This window comes from Rhodobacteraceae bacterium M385 (assembly GCA_025141835.1).
In the GTDB taxonomy this organism is placed as follows: domain Bacteria; phylum Pseudomonadota; class Alphaproteobacteria; order Rhodobacterales; family Rhodobacteraceae; genus Gymnodinialimonas.
The window spans coordinates 1,799,871-1,817,801 of sequence record CP081102.1 but is presented as its reverse complement, the minus strand read 5'-3'; the positions used below and the strand labels follow the sequence as shown (position 1 = coordinate 1,817,801).

The 17,931-nt window shown below is 60.5% G+C and carries 17 protein-coding genes; 4 read left to right on the top strand and 13 right to left on the bottom strand.

Features of this window, described 5'->3' with window-relative positions:
- Positions 1 to 11: 11 nt before the first annotated feature.
- Positions 12 to 1,544, top strand: coding sequence for a tripartite tricarboxylate transporter permease (locus tag K3728_08890; protein UWQ97309.1), 1,533 nt, complete (start codon positions 12 to 14; stop codon positions 1,542 to 1,544).
- A gap of 68 nt (positions 1,545 to 1,612) precedes the next feature.
- Here the strand turns inward: K3728_08890 and K3728_08885 are convergent, their stop codons facing one another.
- Positions 1,613 to 3,490, bottom strand: coding sequence for an FAD-dependent monooxygenase (locus tag K3728_08885; GenBank protein UWQ97308.1), 1,878 nt, complete (start codon positions 3,488 to 3,490; stop codon positions 1,613 to 1,615).
- A gap of 160 nt (positions 3,491 to 3,650) precedes the next feature.
- On the opposite strand from K3728_08885, the gene K3728_08880 reads away from it, so the two are divergent.
- A complete protein-coding gene (locus K3728_08880) occupies positions 3,651 to 3,878 on the top strand; it encodes an adenylosuccinate lyase (GenBank protein UWQ97307.1) in 228 nt (75 codons plus the stop codon).
- A 10-nt stretch (positions 3,879 to 3,888) separates the two neighbouring features.
- On the opposite strand, the gene K3728_08875 is transcribed toward K3728_08880, so the two are convergent.
- From K3728_08875 to K3728_08820, 12 genes are all read right to left on the bottom strand, one after another.
- Positions 3,889 to 4,902 (bottom strand): aldo/keto reductase, encoded by a 1,014-nt coding sequence (locus tag K3728_08875; GenBank protein ID UWQ97306.1) that lies wholly within the window; start codon positions 4,900 to 4,902, stop codon positions 3,889 to 3,891.
- A complete protein-coding gene (locus K3728_08870) occupies positions 4,899 to 6,965 on the bottom strand; it encodes an enoyl-CoA hydratase/isomerase family protein (GenBank protein ID UWQ97305.1) in 2,067 nt (688 codons plus the stop codon). The genes K3728_08875 and K3728_08870 overlap by 4 nt, the downstream gene beginning before the upstream one ends.
- Before the next feature lie 38 nt (positions 6,966 to 7,003).
- A complete protein-coding gene (locus tag K3728_08865; protein ID UWQ97304.1) occupies positions 7,004 to 7,903 on the bottom strand; it encodes a helix-turn-helix transcriptional regulator in 900 nt (299 codons plus the stop codon).
- Positions 7,896 to 8,312, bottom strand: a complete 417-nt coding sequence (locus K3728_08860; protein UWQ97500.1) for an acyl-CoA thioesterase — start codon at positions 8,310 to 8,312, stop codon at positions 7,896 to 7,898. Before K3728_08860 ends, K3728_08865 begins: the two co-directional genes overlap by 8 nt.
- Before the next feature lie 51 nt (positions 8,313 to 8,363).
- Entirely contained in the window at positions 8,364 to 9,560 is a 1,197-nt protein-coding gene (boxA, locus tag K3728_08855) for a benzoyl-CoA 2,3-epoxidase subunit BoxA (protein ID UWQ97303.1), read from the bottom strand.
- Positions 9,557 to 9,721, bottom strand: a complete 165-nt coding sequence (locus tag K3728_08850) for a hypothetical protein (protein UWQ97302.1) — start codon at positions 9,719 to 9,721, stop codon at positions 9,557 to 9,559. Before K3728_08850 ends, boxA begins: the two co-directional genes overlap by 4 nt.
- Before the next feature lie 56 nt (positions 9,722 to 9,777).
- On the bottom strand, positions 9,778 to 11,226 hold the full coding sequence (gene boxB, locus K3728_08845; protein UWQ97301.1) for a benzoyl-CoA 2,3-epoxidase subunit BoxB: 1,449 nt from the start codon (positions 11,224 to 11,226) through the stop codon (positions 9,778 to 9,780).
- Between the two features lie 117 nt (positions 11,227 to 11,343).
- Positions 11,344 to 12,999, bottom strand: a complete 1,656-nt coding sequence (gene boxC, locus K3728_08840; protein UWQ97300.1) for a 2,3-epoxybenzoyl-CoA dihydrolase — start codon at positions 12,997 to 12,999, stop codon at positions 11,344 to 11,346.
- A 150-nt stretch (positions 13,000 to 13,149) separates the two neighbouring features.
- Positions 13,150 to 13,590 (bottom strand): DUF309 domain-containing protein, encoded by a 441-nt coding sequence (locus K3728_08835; GenBank protein UWQ97299.1) that lies wholly within the window; start codon positions 13,588 to 13,590, stop codon positions 13,150 to 13,152.
- The gene (locus tag K3728_08830; GenBank protein UWQ97298.1) at positions 13,587 to 14,402 is read right to left on the bottom strand and encodes an alpha/beta hydrolase; all 816 of its coding nucleotides are present in this window, start codon (positions 14,400 to 14,402) and stop codon (positions 13,587 to 13,589) included. The genes K3728_08835 and K3728_08830 overlap by 4 nt, the downstream gene beginning before the upstream one ends.
- The gene (locus tag K3728_08825) at positions 14,399 to 15,934 is read right to left on the bottom strand and encodes a benzoate-CoA ligase family protein (GenBank protein ID UWQ97297.1); all 1,536 of its coding nucleotides are present in this window, start codon (positions 15,932 to 15,934) and stop codon (positions 14,399 to 14,401) included. The genes K3728_08830 and K3728_08825 overlap by 4 nt, the downstream gene beginning before the upstream one ends.
- A 33-nt stretch (positions 15,935 to 15,967) precedes the next feature.
- Complete coding sequence (locus tag K3728_08820; protein UWQ97296.1) at positions 15,968 to 16,435, bottom strand: DUF4863 family protein; 468 nt, start codon at positions 16,433 to 16,435, stop codon at positions 15,968 to 15,970.
- A 166-nt stretch (positions 16,436 to 16,601) separates the two neighbouring features.
- On the opposite strand from K3728_08820, the gene K3728_08815 reads away from it, so the two are divergent.
- A complete protein-coding gene (locus tag K3728_08815) occupies positions 16,602 to 17,066 on the top strand; it encodes a MarR family transcriptional regulator (protein UWQ97499.1) in 465 nt (154 codons plus the stop codon).
- 74 nt (positions 17,067 to 17,140) lie between these two features.
- Positions 17,141 to 17,923 (top strand): 2-(1,2-epoxy-1,2-dihydrophenyl)acetyl-CoA isomerase PaaG, encoded by a 783-nt coding sequence (gene paaG / locus K3728_08810; GenBank protein ID UWQ97295.1) that lies wholly within the window; start codon positions 17,141 to 17,143, stop codon positions 17,921 to 17,923.
- Positions 17,924 to 17,931: the final 8 nt, after the last annotated feature.

Here is a 17,931-nt window from a genome sequence, read left to right as displayed (position 1 = left end):
GAGCCTCCATCATGGTCGATTTTTCACTATTGCTTGCCGGGTTCGCGGATGTCTTCACGCCGACCAACATGCTGTTCATTCTGGGCGGCGTGGCCCTTGGCCAAATCGTGGGCGCCATCCCCGGCCTGAGCATCATCATGGCGTTGGCCATCGCGGTGCCGTTGACCTACGGGCTCGATACGCTTGCGGCGATCTCTTTCCTGATTTCGGTTAACAAAGGGGGCACGATTGGCGGCGCGGTTCCGGCGATTTTGCTTAACGTGCCGGGGTCGGCGGAATCTGCGGCCACCACGATGGACGGCCACCCGATGGCCAAAAACGGCAAGCCCATGAAGGCGATGAAATACGCGCTGTACCATTCCGTTTCCGGCGACTTGGCCAGCGATATCATCTTGATCCTTTTGGCCGCCCCCTTGGCCATCGTTGCCCTGAACATGGGCCCGGTCGAGATTACGGCACTTATGATCCTGGCCTTCACCGTCATCAGCGGCCTGGTCGGAGATTCCATGATCAAGGGGCTGATTTCGGCAGCCTTGGGCATCCTTGTGGCCACTGTGGGCCTTGATCCGGGCATGGCCACACCGCGCTTTACCTTCGGTATTCTAGAGCTCTACGACGGCGTCCCTCTGACGGCGGTCAGCATCGGCGCACTCGCCATGAGCGGGGTTCTGGTGGGTTTGTTAGGCATGCGGAGCTCGGACAAGACGCAAACATCTGCCATCTCGATCAAAGGGCGCGCACGCGAAGATAACGTCGTGACCTTCGGGGAGTTCTGGGCCAACCGTTTCGTCGCCATGCGCGCCTTCTTCATTGGCACGGTTATTGGGGCTATTCCGGGCCTCGGCTCTACCACGGCAGGTTTCCTGAGCTATTCGGTGAACAAGCAAGCCGCCAAAGACCCCGAGTCTTTCGGCAAAGGGGACCCACGCGGTATTGCCGCGTCGGAAACAGCCAACAGCGCCGTGGTCGGGGCAAACCTGATCCCGCTACTCACCCTTGGCATCCCCGGCAACATCGCTGCCGCTTTGCTGGTCTCCGCCTTCATCATTCACGGCATTCAACCCGGACCCCTTCTGTTCCAACAGCAGGCGCAATTGGTCTACGGGATGTTTGGAGCCATGCTTGTGGCGAACTTCTGCAACCTTGGCATCGGTCAATTCGGGATGCGGTTCTGGGCCCTGATCGTGTCGGCCCCCGGCACCGTGATTTACCCCGCCGCGATGTTGCTTTGCTTTGCCGGGTCGTTTGTTATCACCGGCGCGACCTTCGGCGTGTTCGTGATGATCACAGCAGCCTTCTTCGGCTACCTGATGCGGTCCTTCGGATATTCCATCGTGGCGTTCATTGTGGCGTTTCTTCTGACGCCGCAACTGGAAAGCGCCGTAGTCCGTGCACGGTTGATTACCAACGACGACCTGACCGAGCTGTTCAGCCACCCCATCGCACTGGTTTTGCTCGCCATGTCGATTGGCTCCATCATCTACTTGGGGCCCCGAAAAAAGAAACCGGAAACGGCGGATATTCCGCCGCCCACCGGTCACTGATACCTCCCTGGAAAAACGCGCCTCGATTGATTTCCTGGCGCGTTTTTCTTGGTATCAGCAAGAGCAACCTAATTGTTTAGGACACCGTCAAAGAACTGGGCGAGTGCGTCGAAACCATCCAACGGCAAAACCTGTGCCACGAAATGATCCGGGCGAATGACGACCAACGCGCCTGCACCGCGATCAATACCGCGCATGTCAAAGATGTCTTGGGCGGGGTCCCCCGTGACCGTAAATATCTTTTCGTAATCCAGTAGCTGAAATCGCCCCTTTCGCGGCAAAAGCAGCGGCGGCATGATTGAGAGGTCAAGCCTCCGGTGAGTTTGCTGAAACACCGCGCGGGTATCAATCACGGCGTCCGCATCCTCGCCCGCAGCCCGGTGCCGCCCGATGGGTGAGCATGGGTCATCTGAGAGGAACTCACACAGCCTCGCCACACCGCCGCCTGCCGCGCCATCATCATCGGCACTTGCAAAAGCAATCAGCCGCCAACGGCCATCGGCCTCCAGACATTCTGCCAATTGCAGGGGCTTGGCATCGGCCAGCCGGATTACCGGCGCCGAGTGGAAGCGCTTGCCGATGCGTTGCCCGCGGGCCAAATGCTGATGCGTCGCCTCCCCCACAATCTGCGACGGCGCATAGGTTGTTTCCACCCCCGCCGTGTAGCGGCCATGGGTCTGGAAATAGCGCTGAAACTGGGCTTCTTCTTCGGGCGTTTTGGGCTTTTCGCTGAACAAACGCGCCATGTCGCGGTCAAAGTCGATTAACTCTTGCGCCTTGGCCTGCCGCTCGGACGAATAGGTGGACAACAACCCGGACCGCGCCTGCCCCTTGAGGACCGAGGCCAGTTTCCACCCAAGGTTAAACGTGTCCGCCATCGACACATTCATCCCCTGCCCCGCTTTTGGGCTATGGGTGTGGCAGGCATCACCGGCAATAAAGATCCGCGGCGGCTGGTCATTACCATCCGGGCCCGTCGCGTCATCAAAACGGTCGCAGACCCGTTGCCCGATCTCGTAAGCGGACCACCACGCCACCTCCTTCACATCGAAGCTGTAAGGGGCCAGAATGGCTTGGGCCTTTTGCGCCAACATCTGCGCCGTGACGTTACGATCGGCGGCGCGCTCATCGCCGTGCAGCGCATCCAACTCGATGTAGAGGCGCACCATATAGCCGCCCTCGCGTGGGATCAGAAGGATGCTGCCCGCCGCCGCCGATTGGATGGCGCATTTCAGGCGAATGTCGGGGAAATCGGTGACAGCCAGAACGTCCATCACTCCCCAAAGTTGCCGCGCCGCTTCGCCCTTCAAGGCATAGCCCAACGAACGGCGCACCGCGCTTCGTGCGCCATCACAGCCAACCACGTATTTCGCTTGGACCGTTTCCGTCTGGCCCGGCGCATCGAGGCAATCAAACACCGCCGTCACCGGGTATTCCGCCCCCTCTTCCCGCGTTAGTGAGGTCAGATCCCGATTGTAATCTGGGGTCAGCCGCGCCGGTGCGGTTTGCATCACTTCAAGGTAGAAATCGTGGATACGCGCTTGGTTCAAGATCACATGGGGTTGGTGGGAAAGGTCATCTTCCACGTCCTGAATACGGTCCGCCCGCCGCAAACCGTCAGCCCCCGCCTTGGGACGCCAAAAGGTTGTTTCATTGACCCAATAGGCTTCGCGCCGCACACGGTCCACAAAGCCGAAGGCCTCAAACATCTCCATCGAGCGGCACGCAATGCCATCGGCTTGGCCAACTTCCAGCGGCCCGGATTTGCGGTCAAAAATCCGCACGGACAACCCGCCAATCACCGCCAATTGTGCCGCCAGCGTCAGGCCCGCAGGGCCACAACCGATGATTGCGACATCGACCTGAGCGGTCTTCGCGTTGGCGGTTGCGTCAGCCTTTGCGACGCTGGGGTCACCGGGGCGAAACCCTTCCAAATGATACTGCATCGCGCGGCACTCCCCCCGTGTTTAGCCAAATATAATACGTATACTTATTAAATTAAACCGTCAAGAGAACCTCCCCTCGGCGGTATTGACACAGATCAAAGCAAGCCCCCGCAGATGCGGCCACAATGAACGCAATCAAACCAACACACAGAGATTTCTTATGTTCTTCAAGAAGATCGACGAAAGCTGCACCCTGATGACGGGCATGGCAGAGCGTTTGGGAACCAATATTCCGGGGACAGAGGCCGTGACCTCCACCGCGAACGCAAACGCCCTGCGATCTGCGGTTTTGCGCTGCGCAGCTTGTAAACAGCACGAAGCTTGCCAATCGCTTCAGGATGAAAACCCACAGCTAGAAGCCGCGCCGGATTACTGCCGAAACTGGTAGCTTGTCCCCTTTAGGCGCGGGGCCGGAAGGGGTGCATCTCGTTGTCTTTGCCAAGGGCGAAACGGCGCAGATAAGGCGAGTTTATCAAGTCATGGGGGAAGCCGAGGCGCGGGGCCGTGGCTTCGGTCAAGCGATCCGCAAGGGCTTGATCCATGGGGCCGTCTGCCGCCTGCAAACTCTCAGACAGTTGTGCCTCATTCCGGGCCCCGATCAGGGGGATCACCGGGGCCGATTGACCGGAACGCAGAAGCCAACGCAGGGCCACCTCGCGCAGGGATAGCCCCGCCTCATCAGCAATCTGGCTGACGGCTTCTACGGTCTTGCGGATGTGGCTTGGCACTTTGTCCGCCGGACGTCGCTGCGGATTGCTGCCACCGCTCAACGCGCCTGCGGCAAGCGCGCCCCAGCCGACAACACCAAGATCGAGGGCGGCGGCCATCGGCAAAAACTCTCGCTCCGCCTCGCGGGCCGCAAGGGAATATTCCACCTGCACCGCCGCCGGGCGGGCCCACCCGCGAAACTCTGACATCGTCAGCGCCCGGCTGACCAACCAGGCTGGCACGTCCGAGAAACCAATGTAGCGAATTTTGCCCGAAGATATCAGCGCGTCAAAGCCCTTCAGGATTTCTTCCAGCGGCGTCGTTCCATCCCAAAAATGCAGCCAAAACAGATCGATATGATCCGTCTTTAGCCTTTTCAGACTACCTTCGACCGAAGCCACCATTGTACGTGCGCTATTGCCCCCCGCCAGCACATGAGGGCTGCTTGAGGCGGTATATTTGGTGGAAACCACGACCTCATCGCGCCGCGGGGCGATGAACTCTCCAATGATCTCTTCGGCGGCCCCCTTGGCATAATTTGGGGCGCTGTCGATCAGGGTTCCGCCCGCCTCGGCAAAGCGCGACAGGACGGCAAGGGATGCCTCCCTGTCCGCGCCCCAGGCCTTGGCCTCGCCGAAATTCAGCGAGCCCAATGCAAGTTCCGAGACCCGCAGGCCGGAATGCCCCAGCAGCCGATGCTTCATGGCGCAGGCGTCGCATCAGCAAGCGCCGTGCCCTCCTTGGCGCATTGCAGCAGAAGCGGCGACACCTTCCAAACAAGCGGGTCTTCCTTGGCATATTCTTCAAGCTGCGCCACAATCGCCTTGGCCCCGAGCGTATCAGCGAAATGCATCAAGCCCCCGCGCCAACGGGGGAAGCCGTAGCCAAAGACCGTGACCACGTCGATATCACGGGCCGATTGGGCGATGCCTTCGTGCAGGATGTCTGCGGCTTCGTTAATCATCGCGTGCAGCAAGCGGTCGCGGATTTCATCCTCGGAATATTCAACGCGGGTGATCCCGGCGAAATGCGCTTCCTCAAGGGCCAGATCGGCCACGATGGGGTCTTCCACCTTGCCGCCCCCACCGGGGTAGCGATACCACCCTGCCCCGGTTTTGCGGCCCAGTTTGCCCAGTTCAACCATCCGGTCCGCAATGGGAATGTAGCGTCGGTTCGGGTCGCGCGTGGCATCCTGACGACGGCGATTGGCGTGGGAAATATCAAGGCCGGACAGGTCTTGGGTTTCATAAAGGCCCATGGCGTAGCCGAAGGCGACCATGGCTTCATCAATCTCCCACGGGGTGGAGCCGTCCATCAACACCGTGTCTGCCGCCTCGCGGTAGCGGGCCAGAATGCGGTTGCCGATGAAGCCATCGCAGACCCCCGCCAATACCGGCACCTTGCGCAGTTTCCTGGCCAGCGCAAAGCCCGTGGCCAGCGCCACATCGCTGGTGGCATCGGCGTTCACGATCTCTAGCAGTTTCATGATATGGGCAGGCGCGAAGAAGTGCAGCCCCACCACACGGGAAGGGTCCGAGACGCAGCCCGCGATTTCATTCACATCAAGGTAGGAGGTGTTGGAGGCAAGGATCGCATCCGCCCCCATGACCGCTTCCAGCTTGGCAAAGACGTCGCGCTTGACCTCCATGGATTCAAACGCGGCCTCGATGGCGAGGGTCGCGCTGGCCGCATCCGCATAATCATGGCTCAGCGTCAGGCGAGCGCGGTGATCGTCGGCGCGCGCCGCGTCAATCATGCCGCGCTTCAGGCTTGCCTCGATGATTTTTTCGACGTTGGCCCTGGCGCGTTCTACCCCATCGGCGTCCGTTTCCAGCAGTGTCACACGCAGGCCCGCGTTCAGCAAAGCGTAGGCGATGCCCGCGCCCATGGTGCCGCCGCCGACAACGGCGATGTGATCGAGCGCGACCGGCGCCGCGTCCAGATCAGCGGGCGCCTTGGCACCGCGTTCGGCAAAGAAGATGTGGCGCAACGCTTTGGCCTGATCGCCGCCTTTCAACTCGATGAAGGCGGCGCGTTCAATGGGCAGCGCCTCGTGGAACGGCAGCGATAGGCCAGCCTCGATCACATCAATGGCGCGCTGCGGGGCGATCTGGCCCGACATCTTCTTGGCCACGCGATCACGGGCCGCCGACAGGACATCGGCATCCGCTTCGGGCGGGTTGAATTCCCACGTCGGCACGATGCAGCCCAATTCTTCCGTGTTTACCATAAAGGCGGCATCAACCGGGTTCTCATCGATCATATGGACCAAGCCCGCGTCCAGCGCCGCTTGCGCACGCATCGGCTTGCCGCTGGTAATCAGGTCGAGCGCCTTTTCCAGCCCCACAAGACGCGGCAAGCGTGCCGTGCCACCGGCACCGGGGATCACACCCAAGGTCACTTCCGGCAGGCCAATCTGTGCGCCCGGCGCCATGATCCGCATCCGGCAGGCCATGGCGATTTCCGCTCCACCCCCAAGGGCCACTCCGTTGATCGCTGCTACCCAAGGGACGAAGCTTTCGTCGATGGCATTCATCACATCGGGCAAATGAGGTTCCACCGGCGCTTTGTCGAACTCCTTGGCGTCGGCCCCGGCAGCAAAGGCGCGGCCCGCGCCGGTCACGATCACGCGGTCCAACATCTCTTTCTCGGCCCACCGCACGGCATCCAGCAAGCCTTGGCGCACCGCTTGGTTAATGGCGTTAACCGGGGCGTTGTTGATCTCGACATAGCCGACGTTTTCTTCGCGGCGGGTGGTCACGCTCATGGGCGCTCTCCTCATGTGTGCTAGGATATTGGGCGCGATCAGCGGCGATCGGGGCCCAGAATTTGATAGGTTTGGATCAGGTCAGACAGCTCCGCTTGGCTTACGTCCACGGACTTTCCACTGGTATCTAACAGGTGGTCTGCTTGGGAGTAATAGACTTCGCGAGTCTTCAATATCTGGCGTAATTGGATCATCGCCTGCGGGTTGCCTTCCATCGGACGCATATCCCCTTGAGCGCGGACCCGTTCCATGTGCTCGTTGGGCGACGTGCGCAGCCAAACCGTGTGGAATCGTGACAGCAACTGCTGAAACGTCGTTTCCTCGGACACGATCCCGCCCGCCACAGCCACGATGGCGCGTTCATGGGCTTTCACAATGCCATCCAGCGTATCGGCCTCTAGCTGGCGGTAGCCCTCCTGACCGTATAGCGCGATGATCTCGGCCACGGGGATGCCTGCGTTGCGCTCGATCTCGTTATTCAGCTCGATAAAGGGCGCGTCAAACGTCACCGCGAGTTTCGCCCCGAGGGTCGATTTCCCGGCGCCGCGCAGACCCACCAAACACAGCCGTTCTGCCTTTTGGGCACGGGTCCGCTCGGGGTCCAGCACCTGCAACACGCGGGCACGGGTCCCGGCATCGGCGCGGCGGTACATTTGCGTCAGGTGCCGGATCTCGGCGCTTTGGTGATCTTCCCGCACCAAAAGCTGCTCAACCGGTGTTTCCAATGCCAAGGCCACCCGCTTGAGCAACCCGATTGAAATGTTGCCATCGCCCGCTTCCAGCTTTGCCAAATACCGTGGCGATACGCCCGAGGTTTCCGACAATTCCCGTCGCGACATTCGCCGCGCCTTGCGAAAGGACAACACCGTGCGGCCGACATGGGCGATCAGGTCGGCAACGTCTTCTTCAAAAGGCATATGTCGGATGTCGTCAGGCATCGTCACCCTTGGGTTGCGCGGCAATCAGCGGCTCAATAATCGCGCGCACCTCTTCTGGCGCGCGTTGCTTCTTGAACTGGTCGGCCACGATGAAAACGCTCACCGTGCGGGTGGAGAAGCACAGCTTTCCGTCCTGCTCACCGTCCACCCGGAACGTGATCGAGCTTTCGCCCAACTTCTCGGGCCAGACGTGGCAAATCAGATCATGGCGCGGCGTGACCGGTGTGCGGAAATCCATTTCCAGCCGCACAAAAGGCGTGCCGAAATTGCGGTCTGTCTCCATCTGGAACCAACCGTCACCGTCCAAATGGGCCTCCCACCAGCTGTTGATAGCATCGAGCGCGAACCACGGAAGACGCCCGGTGTAGACGATCTTTGCAGGGTCGCAATCGCCCCACGTCACGTTGATCTTGTGCTGCAATGCCGTGGCGGGACGGCCCGTGTCGGACAGGGACGTCACTTAGTAGGTCTCCACATGGTAGCGGCCATCTTCGCGCATGGCATCGCGCAGGTTTAGCCATTGCTCGCCCATGGATTCCGCGATGTTGGTAAAGGCTTTCTCCACCCCTTCCTCCATCCCTTTGAGACCACAGATATAAATGTGGGTCTTGGGGTCTTTCAGGTATTCGGCCACCGCGTCTTCTTCCGCGCGCATCCGGTCTTGCACGTATTCCTTTTCCGCGCCGGGCATCCGGCTGAACACGAGGTGCTTGTGCAGCAATTCATCGGGCATTTTCTTGAGCGGCCCGAAGTACGGCAGGCTGTCCGGCGTCCGGGCGCCGAAGAACATCATCATGCCGCCGGGCTTGGTCCCCACGGTGCGTTGCCGCGCCATGGTGAACGCCCGCATCGGAGCCGATCCGGTGCCAGTGCAGATCATCAAGAGCCGCGCATCGGGGTCCGAGGGCAACAGGAACGTCGCGCCGAAGGGCCCGGTGATGTTCACCTTTGCGCCAACCTCCAGATCGCACACGTAGTTGGAGCAAAGCCCCCCCTCTTCCCGCTTCACGGTGAGAGAGACATTGTGATACCCCGGCCGTTCGCCGTCACGCGGGCTGGATACGGAATAAAGGCGCGGCAGATGGGCGTTGCCATCGGCGTCCTTGCCCGGCGCGATAATGCCAAGGGATTGGCCTTCGAGCACCGGGAAAGGCTTGCCTTGGAAATCCAGGATGATGTGGCGCACGTCCGCGTCAGAGTCCTCTGCGGTCAGACGGTAGTTGCCCTGCACCACGGCCTCTACCGGATGGCCCAGATTATGCAGGTTGATGGCGGGCTTGGAGGCCGTGGCCGGGGCCTTTGCCTTGCCGCCCGCGCCCTTATGGGCTTCGGCCAGAAGCGCCGCAACGGGGTCCACTTCGGCGTCGCCCGCCTCAGCACCACTCGCGTCGGGTTGTTCGACCTCGCCCTGTTCGGGCAGCTCGTCAAACTCGTATTGTTCTTCCAGCGTATAGGGCGTGTTCACCACCCGCCATTCGTCGATGGAGCCCGTCGGGCAAACTGGAATGCAATCCATGCAGAAGTTGCAGGCATCGGCATTTACCACGACGTTGTTGTCGTCATGCTCGATCGCGCCCACTGGGCAAGTCATCTCGCACGTATAGCAGCGGATGCAGATTTCGGGGTCGATCAGATGTTGTTTCAAAGGTTGGTTCACAACTTGCCCTCCCGGCGGCGGCGAAGAATTTCAGGCAGCAAGGCCATCTGCATCATCTCCATGCAAGTGCCTTGGCAATCAGCGCAGCCAAGGCAGGCGTCGCGCTGTATCGCTGTGGCTCCCGCGGCCTCGGGCGCATTCGCTAAGCGTTTGATAACCATGTCTGTCCTCCCTGTCGCCGGATGGGAAGGCCTTTGGCGGCCTTCCCGCTTTTCTATCAAGCCATGTGTAGTTTGACATACTCGAAATCGCCGGGCTTGTTATCGATCCCGATCTTGGGCGCGGAAATCCAGCTGGCGTATTTTCCGGGCTCGTAGCAGGGCACCATCAGCGATTGGATGAACGCCCCGTCTTCTTTGGTGGGGATCCACTTGTGCTCGTTCTTGGCCCATTCCTCGGCCGAGATAATATCGCCCTGAGGGTTTGCCTTGATCGCCGAGAAGACGCCGATCTGGCGGTGGAAGGCCTCGTGCGGCATCTCCAGTTGGAAGTCGATGCCCGCCTTTTGCAGTAGCTTGTTCCACCGGCCCACGCCGCCTGCGGCATCGCGAATGTAGTCATCGCGCAGACGCATGTTGATCGCCGTCAGGGCCGGCACTTCTTCGGCCACGATCTTACCATCCACCACGTTGCGCACGATGTAGGTGTCGTTTTGCAGCTTGTGGTCGTCGTCAATCCGCTGCTCCATATAGCGGCCCTTGATGCCCGAGTTGAACGCATTGGCCGCGTTGGTCGAGACTTCTTGCCCAAAAAGATCAAGCGACAAGGAATAGTGCAGGTTCAGCTTTTTCTGGATCGTTGGCAGGTCGATGACGCCCAAGTCACGCACGCGGCCAATGTCATAGGGATCGTTGATGCCCGCCTTGTTCATCGCGTCACAGGTCGCCTGCAACACGCGGCCCACACCGGTTTCGCCCACAAACATGTGGTGCGCTTCTTCGGTCAGCATGAAGCGGCAGGTGCGCGACAGCGGGTCAAAACCCGATTGCGCAAGGCTTTCCAGCTGCATCTTGCCGTCACGGTCGGTGAAATAGGTGAACATGAAGAAGGACAGCCAATCGGGCGTTTCCTCGTTGAACGCGCCAAGCATCCGGGGCGCTTCATCAGAACCAGAGGAGCGGCGCAACAGGTCATCGGCCTCTTCGCGGCCATCTTTGCCGAAGTACTTTTGTAGCAGATAGACCATCGCCCAAAGGTGGCGGCCTTCTTCCACGTTCACCTGGAACAGGTTGCGCATGTCGTAGAGCGATGGCGCGGTCAGCCCGAGGAACTTTTGCTGCTCGACCGAGCCCGGCTCGGTATCGCCCTGGATCACGATCAACCGCTTGAGCATATTGCGGTATTCGCCGGGCACCTCCTGCCAAGCAGGCTTGCCCGCGTGTTCGCCCATGGGGATCGTGCGGCCCTCGACTTGCGGCGCGAGCAGAACGCCCCAACGGTATTCGGGCATCTTCACGTAATCGAATTTCGCCCAACCCTTGGGGTCCACGCTGACGGCTGTGCGCAGGTAGACCATGCTTTCCTGGAAGTTCTGCGGGATCAGGTCATTCCACCAGTTGATATAACCGGGGTGCCACTTTTCCAGCGCCTTCAGAACCTTACGGTCCTCGGACAGGCCCACGTTGTTGGGGATCATTGTGTCGTAGGATACGTCGATTGCAGTCATCTTGCTTCTCCTCCTGAACCCGGGCCGAGGCCCGGTCTACATCTGTCGGTGTCTCGTAGACCGGGCCTTGGCCCGGGGCCGCGCGGGCCTAGCGCCGCGCCGCGTCAGACCCTTGGGTTACACCCGTTCCATGTTGTAATCGCCACGAACGCCGGTGCCATAGCGCTGAAGCGCGCCGTCTTGGCCTACCGCGTTGGGGCGGTTGAAAATCCAGTTCTGCCACGCCGTCAGACGCCCGAAGATCCGCGTCTCCATGGTTTCTGGTCCGGCAAAGCGCAGGTTGGCTTCCATTCCTGTCATCGCATCGGGCGAGAAGCTGGCGCGTTCTTCCATGAAGATACGCACTTCGTCTTCCCAGTCGATATCGTCGAGGATCATCGTCACAAGGCCCAATTCCTCGGCCGCATCGGCATCGAGGTCTTCGCCGATGCTTTCCTTCGCCTTTTCAACCGCTTCCGGCGTGCCGAGGAAGCGGGTTTGCAGGCGGGTCAGATCGTTGCCCATCGGATAGGCGCCAAAGTTGGATTCCGATAGTTTGATCGTGGCTTCAGGCCGGTTGTCGCCCTCAAATTCGCCTTCCATCATGTAGGTCCGGTCCACCGCAAACAGGATTTCCGCAAGGATACCCGCAAAACAGGACCCGTTCTCCACAAATGCCGCGAGCGAGCGCGATGTCACATCGATCCGCTTCAATGTGCGCTTCCAGAACTGGCGCACTTCGTTGGCCAGCCAGTGGTCCGAGCCCGCAATCACCGCCTCATGTGCCAAGAACGCATCGGCGTCGCCTACGGTTTTGAAGATCCACAGACCTGCTTCCATCTCGTTCAGGCGCAGATGCAAAATAGCGTCTTCCAGCTCTCGGGCCAGTTTCAGCAAATAGGCCTGGTCGCCCTGGGCGTGGAACGCATCCATATCCGCAGGTGCGGCCTCGACCGGGGCTTTCAAGGTAATCGTGGCGCGACGGGCGTCACGCTCCAACTCGACCTCAACGAAATCATAGGTAATCGCCGTATCGGTGATCGTCCGGTTGAGCGCCCCAAGGGTGATGCCCTGTGCGCCATCGGCCTTTTCCGAGGCGGCGGCGAATTCGCGGGCGCGGTCCTGCACCGTTTCGTCGAACTTGGAGTTGGCAATAACCTCATCCACCAGCCGCCAATCCTTCGCACGCTTGCCTTTAACGCCCTCTTCGATGGAGCAGAAGATATCCGCCAGATCGCGGCGCACTTTGCGCTTGTCGGTCACACGGGTCAGGCCGCCGGTGCCCGGCAGAACCGCCAGCAGCGGCACCTCAGGCAGACCTACGGAAGAGGTGCTGTCGTCGGTCAGCATGATGTGGTTACACGCGAGGGCCAGCTCGTAGCCGCCGCCCGCACATGCGCCCTTCACGGCGGCGATGTACTTCTGGCCGCTTTCGGCCTCGGCCGCCTCAAAGGCGTTGCGGGTCTCATTGGTGAACTTACAGAAGTTGACCTTATGGCTGTGGGCCGCCCCGCCCAACATGCGAATATTTGCGCCCGCGCAGAAGACCTTGTCCTTGCCCGACTGCATGACAACGACTTTCACCTCAGGGTGTTCAAACCGCATCCGCTGGACGATGTCGCTCAACTCAATATCAACACCCAGATCATAGGAGTTCAGCTTAAGCTGGTAGCCATCGAACAACCCGCCATCCTCGTCCACATCCATGTAGAGGTTCGCCACAGGCCCCTCATACTCCACACGCCAATGACGGTAGCTGGATGGATCTGTTTGAAAATCAATCACCTTGCCCATGATAGGGTTCCTCCCTGAAAACTGTTGCCCTCAGTCTAGGGTGAGGGAAATGATAAGTAAACGTATTATTGCACGATAGAGCCGATATAAATCCGTTAAAATACAGTGCATTAATGAAACAAGGTCCACATTTTGCACTTTAATGCATCACTAAGGGCTCTGCACTTCCGCCGCCAAGGAATCGACCCGCGCCAGCAGCTCTGCCACGTCGAAGGTCATGATCGCCCCGCCCCCCGTCTGACCGAGCAGCCCCCGCACGATGTCACATAGGCGCAGCGCCGCCTTTGGGCGGTCCATCCGTTGCTTGAGGTGGGCGTTGGCCAATTGGATCAAGGCCTGCACCATCAGGCGGGCATCGCTGTCTTCAGGCAGTACCATCCAGACCGGCTCCAGAAGCTCATGAGCCTCCCAGAAATAACCGTGCTCCAGATAGGCCACCCCGGTTTGGAACGCGGCGCTTTCGGCCAGTTCCCGTTCGGTCATACCGGGCTGAGCGGTGTCGCGGATGGAGTCAAAACACCCCTCCGGATGGCGGGGTGTTTTGCCGGGGATGTAGGCGTGGGTTGGCGTCAGAGCCTTGGGAAACTTCACCGCGCCACAGGGGCCGCTTCGATCTGCTCCAACCGGGCGCAGAAACCTGTCAGCCCCGCGAGCACCGCCTTGGGTTGCTCCAGAAACGGAGCATGGCGGCAATCATCCAGCAGCAGCGTATCCGCCGGAGCGTAGCTGCGATTTTCGACCTCTTCGATCTGCGCGAGGGTGCCGTATTGGTCCTGCCTGCCTTGAATGGCCAGGATCGGCACGCGGATGTAATCAAGGACCTCGGACACGTTCCAGGCCTTGAAATCAGGGTGCAGCCAACTGTCGTTCCAGCCACGAAACGCATTGTCAGGGTTGGCATGGTACTTCGCCATCTTGTCGCGGAGATTGGTTGTCTCATAGGCCACCTTGGCGGCCGCAATCTCGGTCAGGCCCATGTCTTCGGTGAAGAAATGCGGGGCCATCAAGGCCAGCCCGCGCACCCGGTGATCTTGCACACTGCCCCCATAGATCGCGGCGATGGTGGCCCCGTCACTATGGCCCACCAACACCGCGCGGCGGATGCCTGCGGCGTCCAGCACCTCAGGCAACACGTGGGTCGCCTCGCGGGTCATGTAATCCAACGGGCGCGGCAGATCAGCGGGGTCCGAGCCGCCGTATCCGGCCCGCGAATAGGCCAACACCCCAAGACCCGTTGCCTCTGACAGTTTTTGCGGAAAGTCCCGCCAAAGGGCAGTGCACCCCAAGCCTTCGTGCAGCAACACAAGCGTCAGCGCGTCCGAGGGCGCAGGCCCCCAACAGGCATACTCTAACCCCTTGCCAGCCGCCTGAAGCCTGCCCTCTGCTGCCCAAGGCGCACTCATGCGACGGAGCGCAGCTTGAAGCGCTGGATTTTGCCCGTGGCGGTCTTGGGTAGATCATCGACGATTTCGACCCAGCGGGGGTACTTCCACTTGCCGATCTTCTCTTTGATGAACTCCTTTAGTTCGTCCATCTCGAACGCCGCCTGCGCATCTTTCAACACAATGAACGCTTTGGGTTTTTCCAAATCGTCTGCGTCCTTATGGGCGACCACTGCGGCCTCCAGAATGCTGGGAAATTCCACCAGCGCTTGCTCGATCTCGAAAGGGCTGACCCAGATGCCCGAGACCTTGAACATGTCGTCGGTGCGCCCGCAGTAAATGTAGCGGCCTGTCTCGGTCAGCTCATACTTATCGCCGGTGCGCGTCCATTGCCCTTCGAACGTTGTTTGGGACTTTCCGCGCTGGTTCCAGTAGTCAGCCGCTGATGATGCACCGCGCACCAGTAATTCACCCACGCCGCCCGGTGCGACGTCGCTGCCGTCGTCTTCGACCAAGCGCACCTCATACCCCGGCACTGCCGTGCCCGAGGTGCCGTATTCCACATCGCCGGGACGGTTCGATAGGAAGATGTGCAACATCTCGGTGGAGCCTACGCCATCAATGATGTCGACACCCCAAAGCGCCTTCCACTTGCGCCCGATGTCGGCGGGCAAGGCTTCCCCCGCCGAGGTGCAAATCCGCAGTGGCGCGTGGGGCGATGCGCCCTCGGCCTCCCACTTATGCAGCATCGCAGCAAAAAGCGTGGGGACGCCGTAGTAGACGGTGGGTTGGTAGGTTCCAAGGATGTGGCTGACGCTGTCGGGCGTCGGCCTGCCGTTAAACAGCAGACTTGTAGCGCCGACGGACATGGGGAAGGACATGCCGTTGCCAAGACCATAGGCGAAGAACAGTTTCGCCGCCGAAAAGGTCACATCGTCTTCGCGGATATCCAGCACGTCACAGCCAAATGTATCGCAGGTAACCTGCAACGAGCCGTGGACATGGCGCACGCCCTTGGGCGCCCCGGTAGAGCCCGAGGAATAGAGCCAGAATGCGATTTCATCGGCGCAGCAGGTGACGGCCTCTTGCACGGGCGCGTCCTGCATGAAGGCGTCCCAAGAGATCGTGCCTTCAGGCGCCACTCCGCCGATCACCACGATCTGGCGCAGGTCGGGGGCGTCTTTGGCGGCGGGCAGAACCACGTCCAGCAGCTCTGCCGAGACAAAGGCAATCGCCGCGCGGCTGTCATTCAGGATGGTGCGGTAAACGTCCGTGGCCAAAAGCGTGTTGAGCGGCACAGGCAAGACACCCGCCTTCAACGCGCCCCAGAAGATCTGGGGAAATTCGATCTGATCCAGCACGAACATGGCCGCGCGGGCCTCTCGGTGGATGCCAGCGCGGGTCAATGCGCCCGCCACGCGGCCCGTGCTTTGCGCCAATGCGCCGTAGGAAAGCTCTCTCCCGCCGTCCCAAGCCTCGCGGAACGCGATCTTGTCGGCGCGTCCCTCGTTCAAATGTCGCTCTACAAACCAGTTAGCTGCATTTCCCGTCATAATGTGGCTTCCTCCCTGCCGATTATGTGGTGCCTATTTTCCGGTGAATTCAATCGCCCCGTCCGGCAGAAGGTAGAGCACATAGGCGTCCCCTTCCGTGACCGTCGGATTGTGGTCCGATCCCGGTGGGTAGACGTACCACCCCGGCGCAAACCCATCGAATTTGGGGGTGCCCGAGATGGGCATGATCGCCCCGATTTCCCCTTTGGTATGAACGTGATGCGGCCCCTTCACGTCCTTCATGCGGACCACATCGACGCTGAATCCACCGGCCTCTTCCCCCGGCTTGATTGCGCGACCAAACTTGATCCCGCCATGTTCGCGCGACATCAGCCAGCCCTCTGCCTCGCCCTCCGCGCAAAGCGTGGTGAGGCGCTCAAAGTTCTCTCCGTTCACCGGAAACGTGCTGTTGAGATGGGCTTCCATCTCGGCGTCTACGGCCCGCCCCTCCAAGCTATCCGCGACTTGCGCCATCAGGCGCTGGAATTCCTGTTTCGACATTGGTCACCTCCCAACCAAGAATCAACTTTAGTAAGCGTACGTTCTATTTTAATGATTTGCAATTTATTGCGTGAGAAGCCTATTTCGCGCAATATTGTGCAACATAATGCCTACTTGCCAATCCCGGCCCCGCCCGTATGTTCCCGCCATGAGCGCCATCTACACCATGCCCGGACATTTGATCCGCCGTCTGCAACAGATTTCGGTCTCGATCTTTTCCGAGCGAATGCGATCCGAGGGCATCGACATGACCTCTCCTCAGTTCGCGGCGCTGGCGATCCTTGAAGAACATCCCGGCATTGACCAGGCGACCCTGGCGGGCCTGATCGCGTTGGACCGCCCTACCATTGGCGGCGTGATTGACCGTCTGGCCGCCAAGGGCCTTGTGGCCCGCAAGGTAAGCGAGACCGACCGCCGCGCAAAGCAATTGGCGCTGACGCCTGAGGGCAAAGCTATGGTCGCGCGGATGCGTCCCTTGGTCGAGGCCACGCAATCTAAAGTGCTCGACGGACTAACGGCCGACGAACAGGCGCAATTCACAGCCTTGGCCGAGAAGATAACCCGCCTGCACAACGGCCAAAGCCGCGCGCCTTTGGTGATGCCCAAGAAGAAATCCGCCCCGCCCGCTTAAGGGGCAGCGTCCCTTGAACTTGGGGCGCGACCATGCAAGCGATAAGTATACAAATCATTCATGAAAGAGATCCCATGGCAGATCCCATTTTGGTCACCGACCATGATACATGGTGTGAGATTACCCTGAACCGGCCCGAACGGCTCAACAGTTTCACGACCGAAATGCACCTCGCCCTGCGCGAGGCTTTGGATGCTGCAGCGGGCAAACGCGCGGTCCTTTTGACGGGCGCGGGCCGTGGCTTTTGCGCGGGCCAGGACCTCGGCGACCGCGATCCGCGCAAGATGGACGGGCCACCGGATTTGGGCGCGACAGTGCGCAATTTCTGGGCCCCCTTGGTGCGCCAGATCCAAGCCTTGGAGATGCCGGTGATCTGCGCCGTGAACGGCGTGGCGGCGGGGGCCGGGTCCAGCGTGGCGCTGGCGTGCGATATCGTCTTCGCGGGCGAAAGCGCGAAGTTTATCCAATCATTCTCGAAGGTTGGGTTGATCCCCGACACGGGCGGAAGCTGGCATTTGACCTCGATCTTAGGGCGGGCGCGGGCCATGGGGCTGGCCCTGACGGCCGAGCCCCTGAGCGCCACTCAAGCCGCCGATTGGGGCTTGATCTGGAAAGCGGTGCCCGACGACACGTTGATGGATGAGGCCCGCGCCTTGGCCGAAAAACTGTCCCATGGGCCTACATTTGGCTACGCCCGCACAAAGGACGCGATCTCGGCGGCGGCGACGAACACGCTGGACGCGCATTTGGATTTTGAGGCAGAGCTGATGAAGCTATGCGGCGAACATCCCGACTATGCCGAAGGGGTGTCTTCCTTCCTGGATAAGCGTGCCCCGAAGTTCTCGGGGCAACGCTAACGATAGCG

What these genes read in the sequence shown, in the direction of transcription:
- K3728_08890 (UWQ97309.1), top strand. Translation starts at nt 12, where the DNA reads ATGGTCGATTTTTCACTATTGCTTGCCGGGTTCGCGGATGTCTTCACG.
- K3728_08885 (UWQ97308.1), bottom strand. Translation starts at nt 3,490, where the DNA reads ATGCAGTATCATTTGGAAGGGTTTCGCCCCGGTGACCCCAGCGTCGCA.
- K3728_08880 (UWQ97307.1), top strand. Translation starts at nt 3,651, where the DNA reads ATGTTCTTCAAGAAGATCGACGAAAGCTGCACCCTGATGACGGGCATG.
- K3728_08875 (UWQ97306.1), bottom strand. Translation starts at nt 4,902, where the DNA reads ATGAAGCATCGGCTGCTGGGGCATTCCGGCCTGCGGGTCTCGGAACTT.
- K3728_08870 (UWQ97305.1), bottom strand. Translation starts at nt 6,965, where the DNA reads ATGAGCGTGACCACCCGCCGCGAAGAAAACGTCGGCTATGTCGAGATC.
- K3728_08865 (UWQ97304.1), bottom strand. Translation starts at nt 7,903, where the DNA reads ATGCCTGACGACATCCGACATATGCCTTTTGAAGAAGACGTTGCCGAC.
- K3728_08850 (UWQ97302.1), bottom strand. Translation starts at nt 9,721, where the DNA reads ATGGTTATCAAACGCTTAGCGAATGCGCCCGAGGCCGCGGGAGCCACA.
- boxB (UWQ97301.1), bottom strand. Translation starts at nt 11,226, where the DNA reads ATGACTGCAATCGACGTATCCTACGACACAATGATCCCCAACAACGTG.
- boxC (UWQ97300.1), bottom strand. Translation starts at nt 12,999, where the DNA reads ATGGGCAAGGTGATTGATTTTCAAACAGATCCATCCAGCTACCGTCAT.
- K3728_08830 (UWQ97298.1), bottom strand. Translation starts at nt 14,402, where the DNA reads ATGAGTGCGCCTTGGGCAGCAGAGGGCAGGCTTCAGGCGGCTGGCAAG.
- K3728_08825 (UWQ97297.1), bottom strand. Translation starts at nt 15,934, where the DNA reads ATGACGGGAAATGCAGCTAACTGGTTTGTAGAGCGACATTTGAACGAG.
- K3728_08820 (UWQ97296.1), bottom strand. Translation starts at nt 16,435, where the DNA reads ATGTCGAAACAGGAATTCCAGCGCCTGATGGCGCAAGTCGCGGATAGC.
- K3728_08815 (UWQ97499.1), top strand. Translation starts at nt 16,602, where the DNA reads ATGCCCGGACATTTGATCCGCCGTCTGCAACAGATTTCGGTCTCGATC.
- paaG (UWQ97295.1), top strand. Translation starts at nt 17,141, where the DNA reads ATGGCAGATCCCATTTTGGTCACCGACCATGATACATGGTGTGAGATT.